Genomic DNA, 19,603 nt, shown 5'->3' on the forward strand with positions numbered 1-19,603 from the left:
GGGGACTGCCCCGGACAACGTGCCATCGGCAGGCTCGGTTCCGGGGAACAGGACGGTGTGGCGCCCGGGACCGTCGAGGCACGGTCCCGGGCACCGCGCGTCAGCGGTTCAACGCACCTCGCCCGCGTAGGGCGCCACCGTGATCCGGTCGATCAGCGGCGCGTACCGGGAGCGGAGCAGCACGCCCGGGAACGTGTCCGAGGCGTAGGAGGTGCCGTCGAAGTCGGGCAGTTCCTCGGAGCGGAAGCCGACCGTGTTCCTCCCCTTCTTCAGCTGGACCGGGACAGTCAGCTCCCAGAAGTTGTTCTGGTGGAAGCTGTGCGGGAAGCCGACGCGCCGGGCCGGGCCGCCGTTGACGCTGATGTCGGCGTGGCGGGCGAGTGGGTCGGGGTTGTAGTGGGTGGCTTCCGACTGCTCCGGGTTGGAGTAGCGGATGCGCAGCGCGTACAGCCCGGCCCGGTCGGCCGTGACGGTGAACGTCGCCGTGTTGTCGTTGCCGGGGGCGCCTCCGATGCCCGTGATCGCCGTGCCGTCGGTGGCGAGGGAGAGCGGGGCGAGCGCGGCCGAACCGGCGAGCGCGGCGTCCCCGGCCTCGTACGTGCGCACCGGCAAGGTGCCCTCGGAGGGTGTGACCGTGAGGCGGTCGACGAGGGTCGTGGACGCGCCTGCCGTCACCGTCACCTTGTTGACCCCGCCGGAGAGGGAGACCGCCGCTCGGCTCCTGGTGCCGGCCAGGCGCAGGACGTCATGGCCGTTCACGGAGAGCCGGGCGCCCGTGCCGGCGAGGGCGTCGACCCCGAGCGTGGCCTCGCGGTCGGCCGATGAGTACACCCAGAACGTCGCGCTCTGGCCCTTGGCGAGGCGCATGGCGCCCGAGCCGGTGGCCGCCGGCTTCGGAAGGCCGTCGTAGACCGGGCGCGCCCCGCCGGCCGGCCACGCCAGTTCGCCCTCGTACACCCGGGTGTCCGCCGAGGGGTGGGGGAGGGAGAGGGTGAGGCGGTCGACGATGGCGTCGCCCTTCGTGGCGCGCTTGCCGTCGGCGCTCTTCGCGGCCAGCGTCAGCGTGTGCCTGCCCTTGGTCAGGTGGACCTCGGTGTCGGTGTGGTCCCAGACGACCCACTTGTAGCCGAGCGGCAGGTGCAGTTCCCGTTCGGTGCCGGCCTTGCCGTCCACGCGCAGGAAGACATTGGTGGGGCCATGCTCCCTGACCTTGTCGAAGGTGTTGAGGGAGTTGGCGAAGACGCTCAGGTCGTAGGTGCCGTCCTCGGGTACGTCCACGGTGAAGTCGAGGGTGATGTCCGAGCCGGTGCGCAGGCCGCCGACGTCGTAGCCGCCGGAGGTGTAGAACTTCGACACGTCCTTCGGTGAGCCCTCCGGGCCGTTCCTCGACCATCCGGAACCGGTGTGCGCGGCGTCCTCCGCCTCGTAGGAGGACTGCCAGCGCACGGGCGGCGACTGCGTGCCCTTCGCCTCGCCGGCCGGACTGAGGACGACCTCGTAGGCCGAGGACTCCTTCAGCTTCGGCAGGGCGCCGTCGCCGAAGTCGAAGGCCACCGTGCCGTCGTCGCCGACCTTGAGATTCGACTCCGCGAGCAGCTTCGGGCCGGACGAGTCGCCGATCTGCCCGCTCCACTCGATCTCCCGCACCCAGGCGTGCACGCGCTCGCCGAAGACCTTCTTCGGGACGCCCGCGAACGTGATGTGCCCCTTGCCGGTGGAGCCGCCGAAGACCAGCCGGGCCTGCTTCCGCTTCTCGTCGAGGGTGGCGACGCCCTGCAGGGTGTAGTTCTCGCCGGGGAACGGCGGGGTCACCCTCACCGTGTGCCCGCTCATCGAGGCGTACGCGTTCAGCAGCCACCACTGGCCGTTGCCGCGGCCCGACTGCACCGCGGAGTCGGACAGGTTGCCGTCGATGTTCCAGTACGCGATGTCGGCGTCGACCTTGGACTCCTCGATCGCGGACACCCACTGGATCATCTGGCCGGGCACGGAGGTGTGGTAGTTGAAGGCGTACTCGTTGATGTTGACGGGGAGTTGGGTGCCTTCCCGGTCGGTGCCCTTGAACAGGGCCTTCTCCCAGGTTCGGTACGTGGCGACGCTCTGGCGCACGGCCTCCGGGTGGCTCAGCTCGTGCCAGGTGACGACCTGCGGGAGGGTGCCGGCGGCGAGGGTGTGGCCGAGGAAACCCTTCACCTGGTCGTACAGGACGCTGGTGTTGGGGCCCGCGATGCGGGCGTCGGGCATCCTGCCCTTGATGAGCTTGTAGGCGTCGTCCCAGGCGGCGAAGAAGGCGTCGGGGTCGTCGAGCCAGCTGACCTTGTCGTAGCTCCACTCGCCGGTGCCGAACATGTTGCCCTCGGGCTCGTTGAACGGCACGAAGACGATGTTGTCCTGGTACTGCTCCGGCAGCTTCAGGACCTGGTCGACCTGCTGGGCGATCTTCTCCTTGTAGAGCCTGAGCTTCTCCGCCGGGGTGTCGCCCGGCCACTGGTAGGGGAAGCCGCGGTGGATGTCGGTCATGTAGATGTACACGTCACCGTCGGTGGAGTCGGCCAGCGGCCCGACCACCTCCAGGGCGTCGGCGCCCGGGTGCTGCGGCCCGTCCTGCGCCTTGGTGGAGACCGTGCGCAGTCCCATGCCCTCCATGAGGTTGTTGGTGGGGACGTCCGGCCCGTACACGCCGTAGAGGGTGCCCGAGGCGCCGCCGTGGAAGGCGCCGGTGTCCGAGCCGAGGTCGACGGTGAGCTGCCCCTCGCGGACCACGGTGACGGTGGCCTTCACCGCGCGTCCAGCCGCGGTTCCGGCGACCGTGAAGGTGCCCGGCGCGGCGTACCGGTCGGAGGGGACGGCCTCCCAGGTGACGGGGACGTCCCGGTCGTAGCCGTCGGAGAAGGAGGCACGGACGGCGGCGGGCAGGGACGGGGCCGTCCCGCTGGTGCTGCGCACGTCGAACGACGTCCGTGTGGGCTCCTCGACGGTCGGCACGGCACCGACCGTACCGGCCACCTGCTCGGGGCTCAGCGCCGCGTGCCACACCGTGAAGTCGTCGATGGCGCCCTCGAGCAGCGGATCCGGGTACAGAGACTTGCCTATGTAGCCGGCGGCGGTGGCCGAACCGGTGAGCAGGTCCCCCGCCCTGGCGCCGGTCGCGGTGGAGGAGACCGCCACGCCGTCGAGATAGGTGGTGAGCCGGCCGGCGGTGGTGTCGAGGGTGACGGTGACCGTCCGCCACTCGTTCGCGGGCAGGCCGGCGTAGCCGCGGACCTGGGCTTCCGCGCCTCCGCCACCGGTGGTCACGGAGGTCTGGAACAGGCCGCCGCCGCTGCGCGGGGTGGCGAAGAGGTACCGGGTGGTGTCCGTGCCCAGGTCGAAGATCCGCTGCCAGGACGAGGTGTCACCGCTCCACTTCACCCGGGCGGAGACGGTCAGGTCGATCGTCCCGGCGATCACCTGGCGGGGCAGGCGTACGTACGCGCCGTCGGAGTCCGGGGCGCCGCCGGGCAGGGACAGTGCCCTGCCTCCGGCCGTGCCGTCGACCGTCCGGGCGGTGGAGCCGTTGACCAGGGTCGCCGTCAGGCCGTTGCCGGAGCTGTCCGTGATCTTCCCGGAGGCGAGGTCGTCCTGGTCGAAGGAGTAGTGGGCGGCGGGCCGGGGGGCCTCGGCTGCCTGCGCGGGGGCGGCCGGTGCGGCGAGCAGGCCCGCCCCGAGGGTCAGCGCCACGGCGGCCGGGGCCCGGCGCCGCGTGAATCTGTCAGCGGATGGCATGGATGGCGTCCTCAGTCGTCGTGTCGCCGCTGCGTCGAGCAGCGGTTCTGGTCGGCACGTGCGTCGAACCGGTTCGATCACCGGTGCGCGCGGGAGCAGGGGCGTTGCGTCGGACGGCGGGTGCGAAGGCTTCACGGAAGGGGACATGAGGGTCTGTCGCACCGCTGCCCAAGGGATTGCTGTGTCGAACCGGTTCGCGAAGCTAGCACCGGGGCTCCCGGCCGACAATCCCTGCGACGCGAGGATCCGTCCGGGGACATCGAGGGACCGGCGAAGTGCCGCACGGGTGTTGACACGAGCCGGGGCAGTTCCTACGTTCCTGGCAAGCGAACCGGTTCGACGAGCTAGGAGTTGCCGTGAACATCGGTGAGATCGCCAGGCGTGCCGGTGTCTCGCGCAGCACCGTGTCCTATGCGCTGAGCGGCAAACGCCCGGTCTCCGAGGACACCCGCCGGAAGATCCAGCAGGTCGTCGACGAGCTGGGCTACCGGCCCAGCGCGAGCGCCCGCGCCCTCGCCAACGGCCGGACGAGCACGATCGGCCTCGTCTTCCCGCCGGCCGGAAACCACTACACCGGCATGCAGCTGGACTTCATCGGCAGCGTCGTGGAAGCCGCCGCGGCCCACGACTACGACGTGCTGCTGTCACCGAGCGGTGTGGACAGCGACCGTTCGTTCCAGCGGCTGCTGGGGGAGCGGCGGGTCGACGGCGCCATCCTGATGGAGATCAGGCTGGAGGACGACCGGGCCGATCACCTGGCCGCGCTGGACTTCCCGGCCGTCGCCATCGGCCGCACCGCCCACCCGGAGAACGGCTGGTGGGTGGGCCTGGACCACACCGCCCTGGCCGCGGCGTGCGTCCACCACCTCGCGGACCTCGGCCACCGCCGGGTCGCCTTCGTCAACCGGCCGGAGCAACTGCTGAAGGCCGGCTACGAGTCGGCGCACCGCGGCCTGGACGGCTTCACCAAAGCCGCGGCCGAGCGCGGGCTGACCGTCCGCACGTACTGCTGCGGCGACGACGCCGCCTCGGGCCAGGCCTGTGTGGAGCGGATCCTGCACGACGACCCGGAGACCACCGCCCTGGTCACGCTGAACGAGGCCGCGCTGGGCGGTCTGTACCGGGGGCTGGCCCGGGCCGGCCGCCATGTGCCGCGCGACTTCTCGGTCACCGGAGTGGTGGGGAGCAGGTGGGCGGAGACGGTCACCCCGCAGCTCACCGCCGCCGACGTACCGGCGGAGGAACTGGGCCGCCGCGCCGTCGACCTGCTCGTGGAACGGCTCGACCAGCCCGGCGCACCCGCCCGGCACCACCTGCTGACACCCCCCATCTCACTGCGGGCCAGCACCGGGCCCGCCTCCGGCTCCCAGCGCCCCTGACAGACCGCCGACCCGCCCGCCCCTCGTCCCCCTTCTTCTCCGAGCACGCCCTCCCCTCGCCGCCTCCCTCCCGCGTGCCCGTTTCACCCCACGTCGCCCCCGCCACGGCACCCCTGTGTCCGGAAACTGCCACGGCACCCCTGTGTCCGGAAACTGCCACGGCACCCCTGTGCCCAGAACGAAGGAACCCGCCATGCACACCTCCTCCAGACGGCGCCTCGCCGCAGTGGCGCTCTCGACGGTCCTCGCCGCGGCCAGCACCGCCTGCTCCTCCGGATCGGGCAACACCGACACCGAGGGCGCGGACAGCGGCACCTTCACCGTCTGGGACCCCTACCCGCAGTTCGCCAAGGGCTCGGCCTGGGTGAAGCTGCTGGAGGCCTGCGGCGCCGAGGCCGGTGTGAAGGTCAAGCGGACCGGCTTCGACACCAGCGACCTCGCCAACAAGACGCTGCTCGCGGCCCAGCAGGGCAACTCCCCGGACGTCCTCATCGTCGACAACCCGGTGGTGTCGACCCTCGCCGAGGCGGGCGTGCTCACCACCACCGGCGAGAACAAGCTCGACACCTCCGCCGTGGACCCCAACCTGCTCGCCGCCGGCCAGTCGGGCGGCAAGACCTACGGCACCCCATCGGCGCCAACACCCTCGCGCTCTACTACAACAAGAAAATCCTGAAGGAGGCCGGCGTCGACATCACCTCCGTCAAGGACTGGACGTCGCTGACGGCGGCCCTGGACAAGGTCGAGAAGGCGGGCAAGAAGGGCATCACCTTCTCCGCGATCGGCACGGAGGAGGGCAGCTTCCAGTTCCTGCCGTGGTTCTGGGGCTCCGGCGCGAAGCTGACCGAACTCGACTCCGCCGAGGCCGTCTCCGCCCTGTCCCTGTGGAAGAAGTGGCTGGACCAGGGCTACGCCCCCAACTCCGTGCTCAACAACACCCAGACGACCAGCTGGCAGGAGTTCGCGAGCGGCGACTACGCCTTCGCCGAGAACGGCACCTGGCAGCTCGCGGCCGCCAAGAAGGCCGGCTTCGACTACGGAGTCCTGCCCATACCCGCCTCCGGCGGAGGAGCCGCGGCTGCCCCGACGGGCGGCGAGTTCGTCACCGTCCCCGTCCAGGGCGACACCGCCCGCTATCCCACCACGAGCAAGCTCACGAGCTGCCTGACCAGCACCACCAACCTGTACGACACCGACACCACCCTGTCCTACGTCGCCCCCACCGAAGAGGTCCGCGAGAAGCAGGTCGCGGCCGACGCCGCCCTCACGCCGTGGGTCGGCGCGGTCAAGGCCGCCAAGGGCCGCACCAGCGACGACCTGGGCACCCGGTACCCCAAGATCTCCGAGCAGCTGTGGAAGGCCGTGCAGTCCGCGCTCAGCGGGTCCAAGTCACCGAAGGACGCGCTGACTTCGGCGCAGGCCGCGGTCAAGTGACATGGCACCGATGAAGCAGACGACCCGCCCGCCGGACCACCGGTCCGCGCGGCCCCGGAGCACGGCGGCCCACACCGCCCCGCCCCAGGGCCGCGCCGCGCGACGCCGCACGCCGGGCCCCTCGCAGTGGGCCGCCTGGGCCTTCCTCACCCCGGTGACCCTCTACCTCGTCCTCTTCTACGCCTATCCGCTCTACCGCAACCTCGACCTGAGCCTGCGCCACTACACCGTCCGCTCCTTCGTCCAGGGCGACGCCCCCTTCACCGGCCTGCAGAACTACCAGAAGGTCTTCGACGACCCGACGTTCGCACCGGCCCTGCTCCACACCGTGGTCTTCACCGGCGTGTGCCTGGCCTTCCAGTACGCCATCGGCCTGGCCCTCGCGGTCTTCTTCAACCAGCACTTCCGGCTGTCGGCGACCCTGCGGGCCCTGTTCCTCGTCCCCTGGCTGCTGCCCCTGATCGTGTCGGCCTCGACCTGGTCGTGGATGCTCAACAGCGAATCCGGCATCGTCAACGCGGCCCTTCAGGCTGTCGGCGTCGACCCGGTGAACTGGCTGACCTCACCGGACTGGTCACTGACCTCGGTGATCATCGCGAACGTCTGGATCGGCGTCCCGTTCAACCTGGTCGTGCTCCACAGCGGCCTGCAGTCCATCCCGGCCGGCCTGTACGAGGCGGCGGCCCTCGACGGGGCGGGGCCCTGGCGCCGCTTCTGGAGCATCACCTTCCCACTGCTGCGTCCCGTCTCCGCGATCACCCTGCTCCTCGGGCTGGTCTACACACTCAAGGTCTTCGACATCATCTGGATCATGACCAAGGGCGGCCCGGCGGACGCGTCCACGACCTTCGCCACCTGGTCCTACCAGCTCGGCTTCGGCAACCTGCTGCCCGCCTTCGGACCGGGCGCGGCCGTCGGCAACCTGCTGGTGGTGGCCGCCCTGGTGTTCGGCCTGGTCTACATGAGAGTCCAGCGAAAGCAGGCGTTGTCATGAGAAGCCGACGCACCCGGGGAAAGACGACCCTCGGCGTCCTGCTGACCGCGATCATGCTCTTCCCGGTCTACTGGATGCTGAACGTGTCCCTCACCCGCGACCAGGACATGCGCAAGTCCCCGCCCGGTCTGTTCCCCGTCCACGGCACCCTGGCCGGCTACCGCACCGTCCTCGACGAGCAGTTGCCCTACCTCGCCACCAGCCTGGCCATCGGCCTGGGCACCGTCGCCCTGACCGTGGCCCTGTCCGCCCCGGCCGGCTACGCCCTGGCCACGTTGCGCCCGCGCGGCGGGGGAGTGCTGAGCTTCCTGCTGCTCGCCGCGCAGATGATCCCCGGCATCATCATGGCCATGGGCTTCTACGCCATCTACCTCCAGCTCGGTCTGCTCCAGTCCGTCCCCGGCCTGATCGTCGCCGACTCCACCCTGGCCGTCCCCTTCGCGGTGCTCATCTTCACCGCGTTCATGTCCGGCATCCCCGGGGAACTGCTCCAGGCGGCCCGCACGGACGGCGCAGGCCCGATGCGCACCTTCTGGTCGATCGTCCTGCCGATGAGCCGCAACGCCGTCGTCACGGTGTCGCTGTTCGCGTTCCTGTGGTCCTGGTCCGACTTCGTCTTCGCCGGCACCCTCGTCAACGGCGGGGCGCACGAGCCGATCACGCTCGGCATCTACCACTACATCGGCAACAACAACCAGGAGTGGAACGCCATCATGGCCACCGCCGTCGTGGCCTCGCTGCCCGCCGCGGTCATCCTCGTCCTGGCCCAGCGCTATGTCGCCGCCGGCGTGACGGCCGGCGCGGTCAAGGACTGACCTCCCCCCTGCTCGAGAAACGAGTGCCCTTTCATGACCGCCGACCATTCCGGCCCGGCCTTCTCCGTGCACGACATCCCGTTCAGCACCTACGGATCCTGGTTCGGCATCTCGCCCGTGGTGGCGGAGAGGACCTACGCCGAGGATCTTCACCTCGTCTCCCACCAGAACGGCATGCACGCCGTGCTGCGCCTGACACCGCTGGACCCGGTCACGGGTGACCGTGCCGACACCCACGTGGCGGCGAGACCCGGCCTGCTCAGCTGGATCGGCGCGGACGGACGCGTCGACCTCGCCTACGAGTCGCCGGACACCGTACGGCTGCGCGGGAACGGCCTGGGGATCGCCGTACGGGCGGCCGCCACGGTCCTCACACCGTTCAGCGGAACGTACTTCTTCCACGACGCCGCCGCCGGCGCCCCTGTGTTCACGTCCTACGAGACGGGACGCCGGTACCGCGTCACCGTGCTGTCCGGCACCGCCGACCTCGCCGGAGCCGAGGCACTGGGCAGCGCCGAACGCGGTCTCACCACCACCGCTAACGCGGGCGGCACCTGGGAGATCGCCATCGAGGAACTCGACGCGGCCCGCCCGCCGTACACGTCCGCGGTGGCCTTCGACGAGATCGTGGCGTCCGGGCGACGCTCGTTCGCGCGGTTCGTGGACGCCGTCGCCCCCTGGCGCTCGTCCGCCACCCCGGCCGCCGAACTGGCCGCCTACGTCATCTGGTCGGCCACCGTCCGTCCGACGGGCCTCGTCACCCGGCCCGCGGTGCTGATGTCCAAGCACTGGATGGACAAGGTCTGGAGCTGGGACCACTGCTTCAACGCCCTCGCCCTGGCGCCAGGTTGCCCGGAACTGGCCCGGGACCAGTTCGCCCTGCCCTTCGACCACCAGGACGGCAGCGGCGCCCTGCCGGACTCCGTGACCCACTCCGAGGTCCTGTACAACTTCGTCAAACCACCCATCCACGGCTGGGCCTTCGGGCACCTGCGCCGCCGTCTGCCGACGCCCCCCGGCCCGGCCGACCTGGCCGAGGTCCACCACCGGCTGGAGCGCTGGACGAACTTCTGGCTCACCGCCCGCCGCGCCCCCGGTGCCGTCTTCCCCCACTACCAGCACGGCAACGACAGCGGCTGGGACAACGCCACCACCTTCGACCCCGAGCGGGTGGTCGAGACCGCCGACCTGTCCGCCTTCCTCGTCCTGCAACTCCACGAACTGGCCCACCTGGCACTGGAACTGGGCCGAACGGAGGAGGCCGTGCGATGGAAGCGGACGGCCGAGGAAACCCAGGCGGCGTTGCTGGAGCAGCTCTGGAACGGCGGCCGGTTCGTCGCCCGGGGCGTCGGCACGGGGGACACCTGGAGCAGCGCCAGCCTCCTCGACCTGATGCCCATCGTGCTCGGCGAGCATCTGCCCGGCGAGGTCAGCGCCGCCCTGGCCGACCACATCAAGGCGCACCTGACCCCGTACGGTCTCGCCACCGAACTGCCCACCTCGCCCCACTACCTCGACGACGGCTACTGGCGCGGCCCCATCTGGGCCCCCGCCACCGTCCTCATCGAGGACGGCCTGCGCCGCGCCGGCCACCACCGGCTGGCGGACGACATCAGCACCCGCTTCCGCACCCTGTGCGAGAACCACGGCTTCGCCGAGAACTTCGACGCCCTCACGGGGGCGGGCCAGCGCGACCGCGCCTACACCTGGACCGCGGCCGGCTACCTCCTGTTGGCGGAGGCGCAGGTACGGCGAGGTGAGCAGCACCCGGTGTGAACCCGGCTCGGGCTGACGTGGAGGCGTTGTCCGCCAGCAGCGGAAGCGCCTTCTGAACGGTGAACAGCGTGCCCTTGGCGTTGACGGCGAGCGGCGGGTCGACGTTCGCCTCGGTGTGGGCGCCGAGCGCGGCGTCGGCGACGATCCCCGCGTCGGCGACCAGCACGTCGATGCGTCCGGCCTCCTCACGGACTCGCGCGTGGAGCGCGTCCGGGTCGGCCGGAACCGAGCCGTCGGAGCGTACGCCGGTGATCCGGCGCGGTCCGGGACCGTCAGGTTCGCCTCTGCCCCGGTACCTTGATCATCGCCCGGTAGGTGGCGGTGTCCTCCGGCTCGCCGACCGGCCTGCCGTCGGCCTCCACCCAGGCATGCGCCGCGAAGGGTGACGTACGCACCCCGCTGCACCAGGTGGGCCATCGACCCCGCATGCGGCACAACAGGGCGGTGGCCAGGGAGCGTTGAAGGCAGTAGCGGGCCGCGCAGAGGGTGCTGACGGCCGTCACCTCCCGTCGCGCCCGCAGGGCCTCCTCGTGCCGCGCGGGCCGGGCCCCTCGCCGCACCAGGCCCAGGACGGCACGGATCCGGCGTGGTGGCAGACGGGCAAGCAGCCGGGCTGCGGCGACGGCCGCATGGGCGGCGAGCCGGGAACCGAGCGCCGGACGGACGCCCCCCGTGTCCAGGACCTGGCTCACGAGTCGGAGACCAGCCGTTCCCGAACGAGGTGTCCGACCAGCGCCGTGACGTCGGAGGCCGCCCGCTCCCGGGACACCGGGCGGGTGGCAGCGAGCCGTTCGGCGAACTGCTCGGGCGTGGCACCGTCCAGGAGCGCCTGGACCACGAGGGCGCCGGTGCCGTTCAACTGCCAGTAGCGCCCGCCGCGTTCGTCGAGGAGGACCATTCCGTCGTCCGTGGCGCAGGCGCTCACGTCAGTGTGCAGTCGGTGCACCGTTCATCTCCCTCATGTGGTCGGGACCTTCCTGATGTTCCACGTCTCGCAGCCACGCCTCCGCGGCCAGCGTGGCCTCCAGTTCGCCCCCGCCTGACCGACGGCGGTACCGGCGGCCGGCTCGGCACTGCTCGCTTCTCCGACGAGGCCGCCTGGCTGCGGAGCCGCACGATGACCTCGCCGGTCCCGCCGAACGCAGCACCGCCCGCCCGCGTTCGGTGCACCACGGCAGGTCTGGGAGGATGGTCGGCAGCCGCGCGTACCGGGTCCGGGAACCCGCGGGCGGCGCAAGGCGGACGGTACGGGCAGCGGCCCGGTGGGCGGGAGAGCGGAGCGGTGCGGCATATGCCGGAGTACCCGGAGTACCTCGCCGCGGCCGTGTTCGCCGCGGGCGGTGTCGTCAACGCCTGGCTGGCACCCCACCGGTTCTCCACCGCCGTCCTGTTCTGCCTCGCGGCGACCTCTGCCGGACTCGGCATGGCCGCTCGCAGCGCGGCAGCGCACCCGACCATGGCCACCATCCTTGCCGTCACCGCGCTGCTCCTGGGGTCCGCGGTGGGCCTGCTGCTGGTGGCCGACGGCATCCTCCTGATCCGGCGCTACGGACCGCAGGCCGCCCTGCTGGCGACCGGGGCCGCCGGCTGCGCGGTGCTGGCGGTGCTCGGTCTCGACGCGGTCTTCCTCGCGGTCGGCGGCGAGGCGTTCGGTGCTCTCATGGTCGCGGTGAACGCGACCGCGGGATACCTCACGCTGCTCTTCCTCGTCTTCGCCGGCTACGTGTTCGTCCGGGGCCGTAGCGCCCCCTGCCGGACACCACCCATGTCGTCGTGCTGGGCGCCGGGCTCGACGGCGACCGGCCCGGCCCGCTGCTGACCCGCAGGCTGGAGCGCGCCCTCGCGGTCGACGCCGCCCGCGCACCGGACGCGCCCGGTGTGGTGTTCGTCGTCTCGGGCGGCCAAGGCGACGACGAGGTGCGCTCCGAGGCGGAGGCGATGGCCGACTATCTGGGCGGACGCGGAGTACCCGCCGAGCGGATCGTGCGGGAGGACCGCTCCGTCAACACCGGGCAGAACCTCCGCTTCAGCGCGGCCCTCGTGGACGGCACCGCGCCCGGTCACCGGGCCACGGTGGTCACCAGCGGCTTCCACGTCTACCGCACGACCCTGCTGGCCCGCCGCGTCGGCGTGCCCGTGCACGTCGTGGGCGCGCCGACCTCCCCGGCGTACTGGCTGGCCGCGACGCTGCGCGAATTCGCCGCCATCCTGTGGCTGGACCGCCTCCCCCTGATCGGACTCAGCCTGCTGCTTGCGGTGCCGGTGGCGACGGCGGTGTTCCACCACTGAGCCGCGAGCCTCGGCCCCGGACCGGTGTCACCCGGACGCAGCGGGGAGGGGCCTTCCGGATCGGCGTGCAGGCGCCGTCCCGACGCGACACCCAACCTGAGCCGTGCCGGCCTCGCCCTCCGGCGCAGCTCTCTGAGCTATGCGTCTTGACGGTGCGCGTCGGTCAGCTGCTGTTCCCGGGCGGACGGTGTGCCGGCACGGTCGGTCTCGTCCTGCACGAGCAGGGAGAGCAGCGATGCGACGGGGAGTCCCGCTTCGGCGGGATGGCGCAGCACCTTGTCCGGTTCGACGCGATAGGTGTTGGTGCGCCCGTCGCGGGTGTGGGAAAGGTACCCGTCCCGCTCGAGGTCGGAGATGATCCGCGACACGGCCCGCTCGGTGAGCCGGCAATGGGCGGCGATGTCACGGATGCGGGCGTTCGGGTTGTCGGCGACGGTTGCCAGGACACGGGCGTGGTTGGTGATGAACGTCCAACCGGTGTGGGATGCGGGCACTGCGACCATGCCGAGCATTTTAGGTCGCAGGAGGAGCCGGAGGGTGCCCTGTGGCGAGGCTGGTACGCCCACGCTTGTGAGGGGCTGAGGCGAGAAGTCCGAACACGGCACCGTACCCACCGCGTACGCACCGCGTACGGCAGGCGTACAGCGGCCCCTACGACATGGACTCCATCACACCGTTAGGTGGTGGCGCCGTCCCTGCCGGTACGCGCCCGTGGATGATCGACAACTCCTCGACATCCGCAGCACGATCGACGAGGCTGCCCCTCCCGGCGCCCGCCCAGGGCGCTGGCCACAGACTCCTGCTTCGGTGGCAGCCCACTGTCGGGTGGCTTCCCGTTGAGGTTCGTTCCCGGAGTCTCGCTCGGTCAGGACGACTCGGCCTGCGCGGTCGCCGTGCGCCGGGCCCGGTCCGCCCTTGCCTCCCAGAGGCGCCAGGTCGACCACAGCAGCAGCACGAGGAAGGCGGCGAGCAGCCCCAGCAGCAGCACTGTCTGCCGCGCCGATCCATCGCCTTGGACAAGATTCAGCAACAGGCAGAAGGTCCAGGCCAACACACCGACCGCATACATCCCCCTGAGCTGTCGCAACTGCTTGACCTGACCCATCATCACCCTTCCGGGCTGTGTCCTCACGCGTTGCTCTGCCTGTACCCCCGTTACGTGGGTTCACTGCCTCCAATGAGGCACCGATTTCACGGACTTGCCCAAGCCTCCGCTCCGCCCGGCGGTTCACTCCTGTCGCAGGGCCTGGCGCATCCGGCGGAGGCGGTCCAGGGAGCGGCGGCGCATCCACAGGACCCAGAGGCACAGCGCGGCCATACCGACCGCGAAGAGCAGAGGGAAGACCAGGGATCCGCTTGAGAATCCCCAGGACGAGCATGCCGACCGCGACGAGTCCCATGGCGCCGAGCCAGTACGGCAGCCACTTGCCCGCCCGCTCCATATGGCCGAGTTGCTCGGCGACCAGCCGGCGCACGGCCGCCCGCTCCTCGGGGTCCTGCGGCACCTCATGGTGGCGGATCTTCCGGTTCAGATCGGCGAGACCGTCCATGTCGATGCCCACGGCCCGGGCGGCCCTGCGGCGTTGGACGGCCAGGACGGCGATGGCGACCCCGGTGTAGAGAGCGCTCTGGAACACCCAGACAGCCGGGTGCTCGTCCCTGCGGAGCAGGGCCGTGATGCCCAGTCCCAGCAGGAAGACCAGGGTCGCCTGCGCGGTCAGACTGCGGTCGAGTAAGCGCTTGAGCGAGAGCACAGCGCGAACCTCCTCGAAGGGGAGTCGGGACAGCGACGTCGCCTCCCGGATACCCCGCTTTCTCCCGCTCATCGAGCCCGTGCACAGCAGCGCTTCCCGTTGGCGGGTGGGGGCTTCGCGCTTTGAATCGAAAGACGGCGACGCGATGCAGCCTCTTGAGAGAGCTCATAGGGAAGACGAATCGCCGTCGGTTCGGTCGGGCTCGGCGCTGCTGGTGACGTGTTGTGCAGCATTCCGGACGGCTCTGATCGTGAGTTCGGAACGCCTCCGGCGCAGCCACGCGAGGGCGGATGTCGAAGGCGGGAGGTCGGCCACCGGGATGTAGGCGATGCCCGGGCGGGGGAAATAGTCGCGGGCTGCTGCCGGCAGAAAGCACATCGCTTCCCCGGTGGCCACCGTGTGCATCAACGATTCCATGTCGGTGACCACCGGACCATATCGGACGCGACGTCCGTCGGGACGGGGGTCGACCGCCCAGAAATTCCACCAGAGCCGTGGCACCTGCTCAGGCATGTCGACCACCGGAATGTCGGAGAGTTGGGCCAGGCAGAGTTGGGGTGAGGCTGCCAGCGGGTGGCCGGCTGCAAGGCAGGCAACTCGAGGCTCGGTGGCCAGGTGGTGCAGTTCCATGTCGTCCGTCACCGGAGGGCGGAGGAAAGCCACGTCGACGTCCTGCTGTGCCAGTGCCGTCATGTGATCGCCGAAACTGAGGTTCACCAGATGCAGGGTCATTCGCGGGTGGTGATCTCTGAGTACGTCAAGCACTGCACGCGTGTGTGCCATTGAGGCCTCGGCGCCGATGGTTCCCACGATGACCCGCCCGGAGATCTGCCGCTGCTGCGCATCGGCGATGCGCTTGAGCCGATCGACCGCAGCGACCGCGGCCCGGGCTGCGGGAAGCAGGGCCCGACCTTCCTCGGTCAGGGTGATCGTCCGGCTCGTACGCTCGACCAGGCGTACCCCCAAGCGCTTCTCCAGCTCTCTGATCTGCTGACTGAGCGCCGGCTGAGTGATGAACAAGCGCGCGGCGGCGTTTCCGAAGTGCAGCTCCTCGCTCAGCGCTATGTAGAGCCGGAGTTGATGGATGCTCGGTTCCCTTGACAGGGAGGTTCCCATTTCCGTGAACCCTTTCACCGGTTCGACGTGCGGTCATAACCAGATCCCTATCGATCAGCAGACATGTCGCCCCCAGGATTCGCTGACATGTCTGCGTCGACTGTGTGATAGTCGACCCACCGCCACTTGATCAACGTGACGGTCCTATGCGGGGGAAGGTGTTTTGTCATCAGTCGAAAGGCTGTTGGCAAGGCGCGGCTGAATCCCGCCGTCAAGCGCATTTCCCCCGACCGATCTGACCGACCGGGGGTGGTGACACAGGGGGAGCACCACATATGTCCGCGCAACTTCGCCTGCCCGCACCACTTGACCGCACATTGCGGCGGGCCGCTGACAACAGCGGCACGACCTCCCACCCCGATCGCCGTCGGCGACGCACCGGCCGAGCGGCACGCGTCCCGTTCCTTGCGGTCTTCCTCTCCATGGCCGCCGCATGGACCACCGCCTGCACACCCGATGGCTCGCGGGCAGCTCAACCGCAGCAGACGCCACGACCCCTCACCGTCGCGGAGCGAGAAGTTCTGGCTCAGGCGGAGAAGACGCTCACGCGTGACTGCATGCGCAAGGCGGGCTTCTCCTTCTGGGTCACGCCGGAACTCCCCGAACCTCTGGAGCGCTTGTTCCCGTACGTCATCGACGACAAGCAGTGGGCCGCCGCGAACGGCTACGGCCGCGCTGTCCGAGAACGCCGGGAGGAGTCGGCTCGCACCGACCCCAACCGTCGTTACTTCGACGGTCTCTCCACTGACCGCAAAGCGGCCGCGGTCACGGCGCTCAACGGACCGACCCCGGAAGGACTGGAAGCGAACGTCCCCGGGATGGGCAAGATCCGGCACAGCGACAAAGGATGCGTCTCCGAAGCCCAACGCGTGCTCTACACCGACCTGAGGGCCTGGTACCGAGCGAAGAGGGTCACCGACGCCCTGGCCCGATCGGCCACGGCGGCCGCCGTGGCCGATCCCGAACTCGCTCCCGCAACCCGGGCGTGGGCCACCTGCATGCATGAACGGGGCCTCTCCTATGACATGCCTCAAGAGACGCGCGAACACTTCGCGCGCGGCTCCAGGGCCGGTGAGTTCTCCACGGCTCAGGCGGAGGCCGCATGCGCGCAATCCACGGGCCTGGCCGCGGCTCTCCGCAAGGTGAGCCGTAAGCATCGCCAGGAGATGGACTCCCACCACTCCACCGAGGTGAAGAACCGCGCCTTGCTCGAGTACAAGGCGCTCAGCCGTGCCCGCGACATCGTCCGCCGCGGCTGATCACCCCGACAGCAGACAACGAGAGGAACAGAACATGAGCAAGCTCGCTTCACTCGCCGGCGCGGCCGCCCTGATGGCCGTCGCGTTCACCGCTCCCACGGCACACGCCGCCGAACCGGCACCGGCGGAAACCCGCACGGTCAGCGCGGCCGCGGCGGACGGCAAGCTCCACGCCTGGATGGACCCCTACCGAGGCGGCGGCCACTGTGCCTGGAGCGGGGCCATCCGCAACTGGGACTATCCGGGCCCTGGCTGCCCGGCGATGCGCAACCTCGCTTCCTCCGTGGAGAACCGGGGATACGCCGGCGGCTACGACGACGTGAACCTGTACTACGGCGAGGACCAGAGCGCCGCGTACGCCTGTCTCGGCAACGGCGACATGTGGTTGGACCTGTCGCTCGGACGCGAGGTCTTCAGCCACGGCTGGTCGTGGTGGGACGGCTACGGCGAGTCCGTGGACAACAACATCGCGTCCCACAGCTGGACGGACAGCTGCTGACCGTCCGCTCATGACCCCGGAGGGCCCCTCGGGGCCCTCCGGGGTCGCGTGCCGCGTTACGGGTGGAGCACCACCGAGTTGACCGGACCCAGGTCGATCTCGTTGGCGTAACCCTGGTTGATCGTCCAGCAGTTGGTCCCGTTGGAGTTGGCGCAGATGTCGACCTTCCACCCGTCGGTCTGGTTGTTGTAGATCATGTGGGTGCCGTACTGGTCGTAGAGCCGGTGAACGCCCTGGGACCAGTACACGTGCGACGGGACGTTGTTGTTGAAGCCCGCGTTCTGCGGATAGATGCAGAAAGCCCCCTCCGGGCAGCCGTAGGAGCTGGCCGTCGCGGCGGCTTGGGCCTCGACGGCTCCGAGCATGGAGAAGGCCGCGGCAGCAGCGGCCGTCGCGGCGGCGTGGCGGAACACCTTGGATGTCATCATGGTCACCTCTGTAGAAAAGGCGCAGACCGGGTCCGTCGTGGGTCGACAACCGTTCTGCAGCCGAAATCGAGCGCGAGCCTAGTGACGAACCGCGTTCACCGGTCCTGACACATGTCTGGGTGGCCTGTGGGAAAGACCGAAGCCGGACGCGAGACGGCGAGCCGCTGAGCCGACTGTCTCGGGCTCCTTCCGCGGAGCCTGCTCCCTTTCCAGCCATCGTAGGAATGCGTCCTCACGTGACTTCCGGGTCGTCCGGGTTCTCCGTATGCTCCTGCGGCGATGCGCTAGTTACCTGCGGTAAGAGGGGGAGCGGATGGTCGGTTCGGGTACCTCACGACGCACGTTCATGACCGGGACCGCCGCGGTCGGCGGCACCGCAGCGCTGGGCACCCGAACGGCGCAGGCCGCGGCTCAGTCCCCCCGGGCAGACGTCCCGGCCTCGGTGGCCGTGCTGGGCGGCGGGGTGGCCGGGCTGACCGCCGCGCACGAACTCGCCGAGCGCGGCTTCCGCGTCACCGTCCACGAGCGCCGGGCGCTCGGCGGCAAGGCGCGCAGCATGGGCGTGCCGGGCAGCGCACGGGGCGGGCGGCGGGAGTTGCCCGCCGAGCACGGCTTCCGCTTCATCCCCGGCATCTACCACAACCTGCCCGACACGATGCGGCGCATCCCGTTCCCGGGCAATCCCAACGGTGTCTGGGACAACCTCGTCGCCCCATCCGAGATGTCCTTCGCGCGCACCGGCCGGGAGGACGTGCGCCTCCCGCTTCCCCGGCCCGGCCACCAGCCGCCCGACCTCACTCTCGACGACGTCCGCCGCGCGCTGACCGCCGTCATGGAGACCGCGCGCGGGATACCTGCGCACGAGGCGGCGTACTTCGTCAACCGCGTCCTGGTCTTCCTCACCAGCTGCGACGAGAGGCGTGACGAGGTCTGGGAGAACACGCCCTGGTGGGACTACATCAGAGCGGCGCGGATGAGCCAGGACTACCAGCGCATCCTGGCCGTCGGTGTCACCCGCAACATCGTCGCCACCAAGGCGGAGGAGGCCAGTACGCGCACGGTCGCCAGTCTGCTGGAGGCGTTCGTCTTCAACGGGCTGGGGCGCGGCGCGGACGGCCCGCTCGACCGCATCCTCAACGCGCCCACGAACGAGGCGTGGATCGACCCGTGGGTGGCCCATCTGACCTCACTCGGTGTCGAGTTCAAGCTCGGGTGGACCGTCCGGGAGGTGCTGTACGGCGGGGGCAGGGTCACCGGAGCGCGCATCTCGGACCCGGCCGGCGAGACGAGGACCGTGACCGCCGACCACTACGTCTGCGCGATGCCGGTGGAGCATGCCCGCCGCACCTGGGGCGCGGGCCTGCGGGCCGCCGATCCCCAGCTCGCGCGCTGCGACAAGCTGGCGACGGACTGGATGACCGGCATCCAGTTCTACCTCACCGAGTCCGCACCCCTGCTCGACGGGCACCTCAACTGCGTCGACTCACCCTGGGCTCTGACGGCCATCCAGCAGGCCGGGCACTGGCCGGGGCGGGACTTCCCCGCCGACTACGGTGACGGCGCCGCCGTCGACTGCCTCTCCGTGGACATCTCCGAATGGGACCGGCCCGGCATCCTGTACGGCAGAACGGCCAAGCAGTGCACCCGGGCCGAGGTCGCCAAGGAGGTGTGGGCGCAGCTGAAGGCGGCACTGAACGACACGGGAAAGGTGGTGCTGAGGGACAGCGCGCTGCACTCGTGGTTCCTCGATCCCGGCGTCGACGGCATCGGGACCCCGAATCCGGTCAACGAGGACGAGCTGCTGATCCACCCCGTGGGCACCTTCCACAACCGCCCGACGGCGGCGACGAGGATCCCGAACTTCTTCCTCGCGGGTGACTACGTCTCCGTCGACATCGACCTGGCGACCATGGAAGGCGCCAACGCCTCCGCCCGTGCGGCAGTCAACGCGCTGCTGGACAGCGCGGGTTCGGACGCGCCGCGCTGCACGATCACACCGCTGTACCGGGCGCCGGAGTTCGAGGCCCTCAAGCGCCACGACCGGACCCGCCACCGGTGGGGCCTGCCCAACGCTCTGGACCTGGGGTGACGGGCC

17 protein-coding genes and 2 pseudogenes are annotated in these 19,603 nt (G+C 70.3%); 11 read left to right on the forward strand and 8 right to left on the reverse strand.

Annotated features, from left to right (window positions below):
- Window positions 1-108: 108 nt before the first annotated feature.
- A complete protein-coding gene (locus tag ACPXCS_RS22990) occupies window positions 109-3,765 on the reverse strand; it encodes a LamG-like jellyroll fold domain-containing protein (RefSeq protein WP_425948740.1) in 3,657 nt (1,218 codons plus the stop codon).
- A gap of 356 nt (window positions 3,766-4,121) precedes the next feature.
- Here ACPXCS_RS22990 and ACPXCS_RS22995 point away from each other — a divergent pair, with 356 nt between their 5' ends.
- The 5 genes and pseudogenes from ACPXCS_RS22995 to ACPXCS_RS23015 all read left to right on the forward strand — a co-directional run bounded on the left by ACPXCS_RS22995 (window position 4,122) and on the right by ACPXCS_RS23015 (window position 10,163).
- Window positions 4,122-5,144, forward strand: a complete 1,023-nt coding sequence (locus ACPXCS_RS22995) for a LacI family DNA-binding transcriptional regulator (RefSeq protein WP_425948738.1) — start codon at window positions 4,122-4,124, stop codon at window positions 5,142-5,144.
- A 193-nt stretch (window positions 5,145-5,337) separates the two neighbouring features.
- A pseudogene (locus ACPXCS_RS23000) lies at window positions 5,338-6,578 on the forward strand (sugar ABC transporter substrate-binding protein).
- Between the two features lie 10 nt (window positions 6,579-6,588).
- On the forward strand, window positions 6,589-7,572 hold the full coding sequence (locus ACPXCS_RS23005; protein ID WP_425948736.1) for a carbohydrate ABC transporter permease: 984 nt from the start codon (window positions 6,589-6,591) through the stop codon (window positions 7,570-7,572).
- On the forward strand, window positions 7,569-8,387 hold the full coding sequence (locus ACPXCS_RS23010; protein ID WP_425948734.1) for a carbohydrate ABC transporter permease: 819 nt from the start codon (window positions 7,569-7,571) through the stop codon (window positions 8,385-8,387). Before ACPXCS_RS23005 ends, ACPXCS_RS23010 begins: the two co-directional genes overlap by 4 nt.
- Window positions 8,388-8,420: 33 nt before the next feature.
- The gene (locus tag ACPXCS_RS23015; RefSeq protein ID WP_425948732.1) at window positions 8,421-10,163 is read left to right on the forward strand and encodes an MGH1-like glycoside hydrolase domain-containing protein; all 1,743 of its coding nucleotides are present in this window, start codon (window positions 8,421-8,423) and stop codon (window positions 10,161-10,163) included.
- A gap of 19 nt (window positions 10,164-10,182) precedes the next feature.
- Here the strand turns inward: ACPXCS_RS23015 and ACPXCS_RS23020 are convergent.
- The 3 genes and pseudogenes from ACPXCS_RS23020 to ACPXCS_RS23030 form a co-directional block, all read right to left on the reverse strand.
- Window positions 10,183-10,413: pseudogene (locus tag ACPXCS_RS23020) on the reverse strand (SDR family NAD(P)-dependent oxidoreductase); the annotation flags it as partial.
- A 22-nt stretch (window positions 10,414-10,435) separates the two neighbouring features.
- Window positions 10,436-10,855, reverse strand: coding sequence for a lasso peptide biosynthesis B2 protein (locus tag ACPXCS_RS23025; RefSeq protein ID WP_425948730.1), 420 nt, complete (start codon window positions 10,853-10,855; stop codon window positions 10,436-10,438).
- The gene (locus tag ACPXCS_RS23030) at window positions 10,852-11,109 is read right to left on the reverse strand and encodes a lasso peptide biosynthesis PqqD family chaperone (RefSeq protein ID WP_425948729.1); all 258 of its coding nucleotides are present in this window, start codon (window positions 11,107-11,109) and stop codon (window positions 10,852-10,854) included. Before ACPXCS_RS23030 ends, ACPXCS_RS23025 begins: the two co-directional genes overlap by 4 nt.
- A 345-nt stretch (window positions 11,110-11,454) precedes the next feature.
- Between ACPXCS_RS23030 and ACPXCS_RS23035 the strand changes: the two genes are divergently transcribed.
- Together ACPXCS_RS23035 and ACPXCS_RS23040 are read left to right on the forward strand one after the other, a co-directional pair.
- On the forward strand, window positions 11,455-11,982 hold the full coding sequence (locus ACPXCS_RS23035) for a hypothetical protein (RefSeq protein WP_425948728.1): 528 nt from the start codon (window positions 11,455-11,457) through the stop codon (window positions 11,980-11,982).
- Window positions 11,937-12,452, forward strand: coding sequence for a YdcF family protein (locus ACPXCS_RS23040; RefSeq protein ID WP_425948727.1), 516 nt, complete (start codon window positions 11,937-11,939; stop codon window positions 12,450-12,452). Before ACPXCS_RS23035 ends, ACPXCS_RS23040 begins: the two co-directional genes overlap by 46 nt.
- Before the next feature lie 137 nt (window positions 12,453-12,589).
- Here the strand turns inward: ACPXCS_RS23040 and ACPXCS_RS23045 are convergent, their stop codons facing one another.
- The gene (locus ACPXCS_RS23045; RefSeq protein ID WP_425948725.1) at window positions 12,590-12,955 is read right to left on the reverse strand and encodes a helix-turn-helix transcriptional regulator; all 366 of its coding nucleotides are present in this window, start codon (window positions 12,953-12,955) and stop codon (window positions 12,590-12,592) included.
- A gap of 362 nt (window positions 12,956-13,317) precedes the next feature.
- Entirely contained in the window at window positions 13,318-13,482 is a 165-nt protein-coding gene (locus tag ACPXCS_RS23050; RefSeq protein WP_425948723.1) for a hypothetical protein, read from the reverse strand.
- A 412-nt stretch (window positions 13,483-13,894) separates the two neighbouring features.
- Here ACPXCS_RS23050 and ACPXCS_RS23055 point away from each other — a divergent pair, with 412 nt between their 5' ends.
- Window positions 13,895-14,188 carry a hypothetical protein gene (locus tag ACPXCS_RS23055; RefSeq protein WP_425948721.1) on the forward strand — a complete coding sequence of 98 codons (294 nt, stop codon included), beginning with the start codon at window positions 13,895-13,897 and terminating at the stop codon, window positions 14,186-14,188.
- A gap of 183 nt (window positions 14,189-14,371) precedes the next feature.
- On the opposite strand, the gene ACPXCS_RS23060 is transcribed toward ACPXCS_RS23055, so the two are convergent.
- A complete protein-coding gene (locus ACPXCS_RS23060) occupies window positions 14,372-15,322 on the reverse strand; it encodes a LysR family transcriptional regulator (protein WP_425948719.1) in 951 nt (316 codons plus the stop codon).
- Between the two features lie 275 nt (window positions 15,323-15,597).
- Between ACPXCS_RS23060 and ACPXCS_RS23065 the strand changes: the two genes are divergently transcribed.
- Window positions 15,598-16,581, forward strand: coding sequence for a hypothetical protein (locus tag ACPXCS_RS23065; protein ID WP_425948717.1), 984 nt, complete (start codon window positions 15,598-15,600; stop codon window positions 16,579-16,581).
- A gap of 34 nt (window positions 16,582-16,615) precedes the next feature.
- Window positions 16,616-17,080 carry a hypothetical protein gene (locus ACPXCS_RS23070; RefSeq protein WP_425948715.1) on the forward strand — a complete coding sequence of 155 codons (465 nt, stop codon included), beginning with the start codon at window positions 16,616-16,618 and terminating at the stop codon, window positions 17,078-17,080.
- A gap of 56 nt (window positions 17,081-17,136) precedes the next feature.
- Here ACPXCS_RS23070 and ACPXCS_RS23075 read toward each other — a convergent pair whose 3' ends face one another.
- On the reverse strand, window positions 17,137-17,508 hold the full coding sequence (locus ACPXCS_RS23075) for a hypothetical protein (protein ID WP_425948714.1): 372 nt from the start codon (window positions 17,506-17,508) through the stop codon (window positions 17,137-17,139).
- 346 nt (window positions 17,509-17,854) lie between these two features.
- Between ACPXCS_RS23075 and ACPXCS_RS23080 the strand changes: the two genes are divergently transcribed.
- Window positions 17,855-19,597 (forward strand): hydroxysqualene dehydroxylase, encoded by a 1,743-nt coding sequence (locus ACPXCS_RS23080; protein ID WP_425948713.1) that lies wholly within the window; start codon window positions 17,855-17,857, stop codon window positions 19,595-19,597.
- Window positions 19,598-19,603 lie beyond the last annotated feature (6 nt).

The organism is Streptomyces sp. DT190, from assembly GCF_049846985.1.
GTDB lineage: Bacteria > Actinomycetota > Actinomycetes > Streptomycetales > Streptomycetaceae > Streptomyces.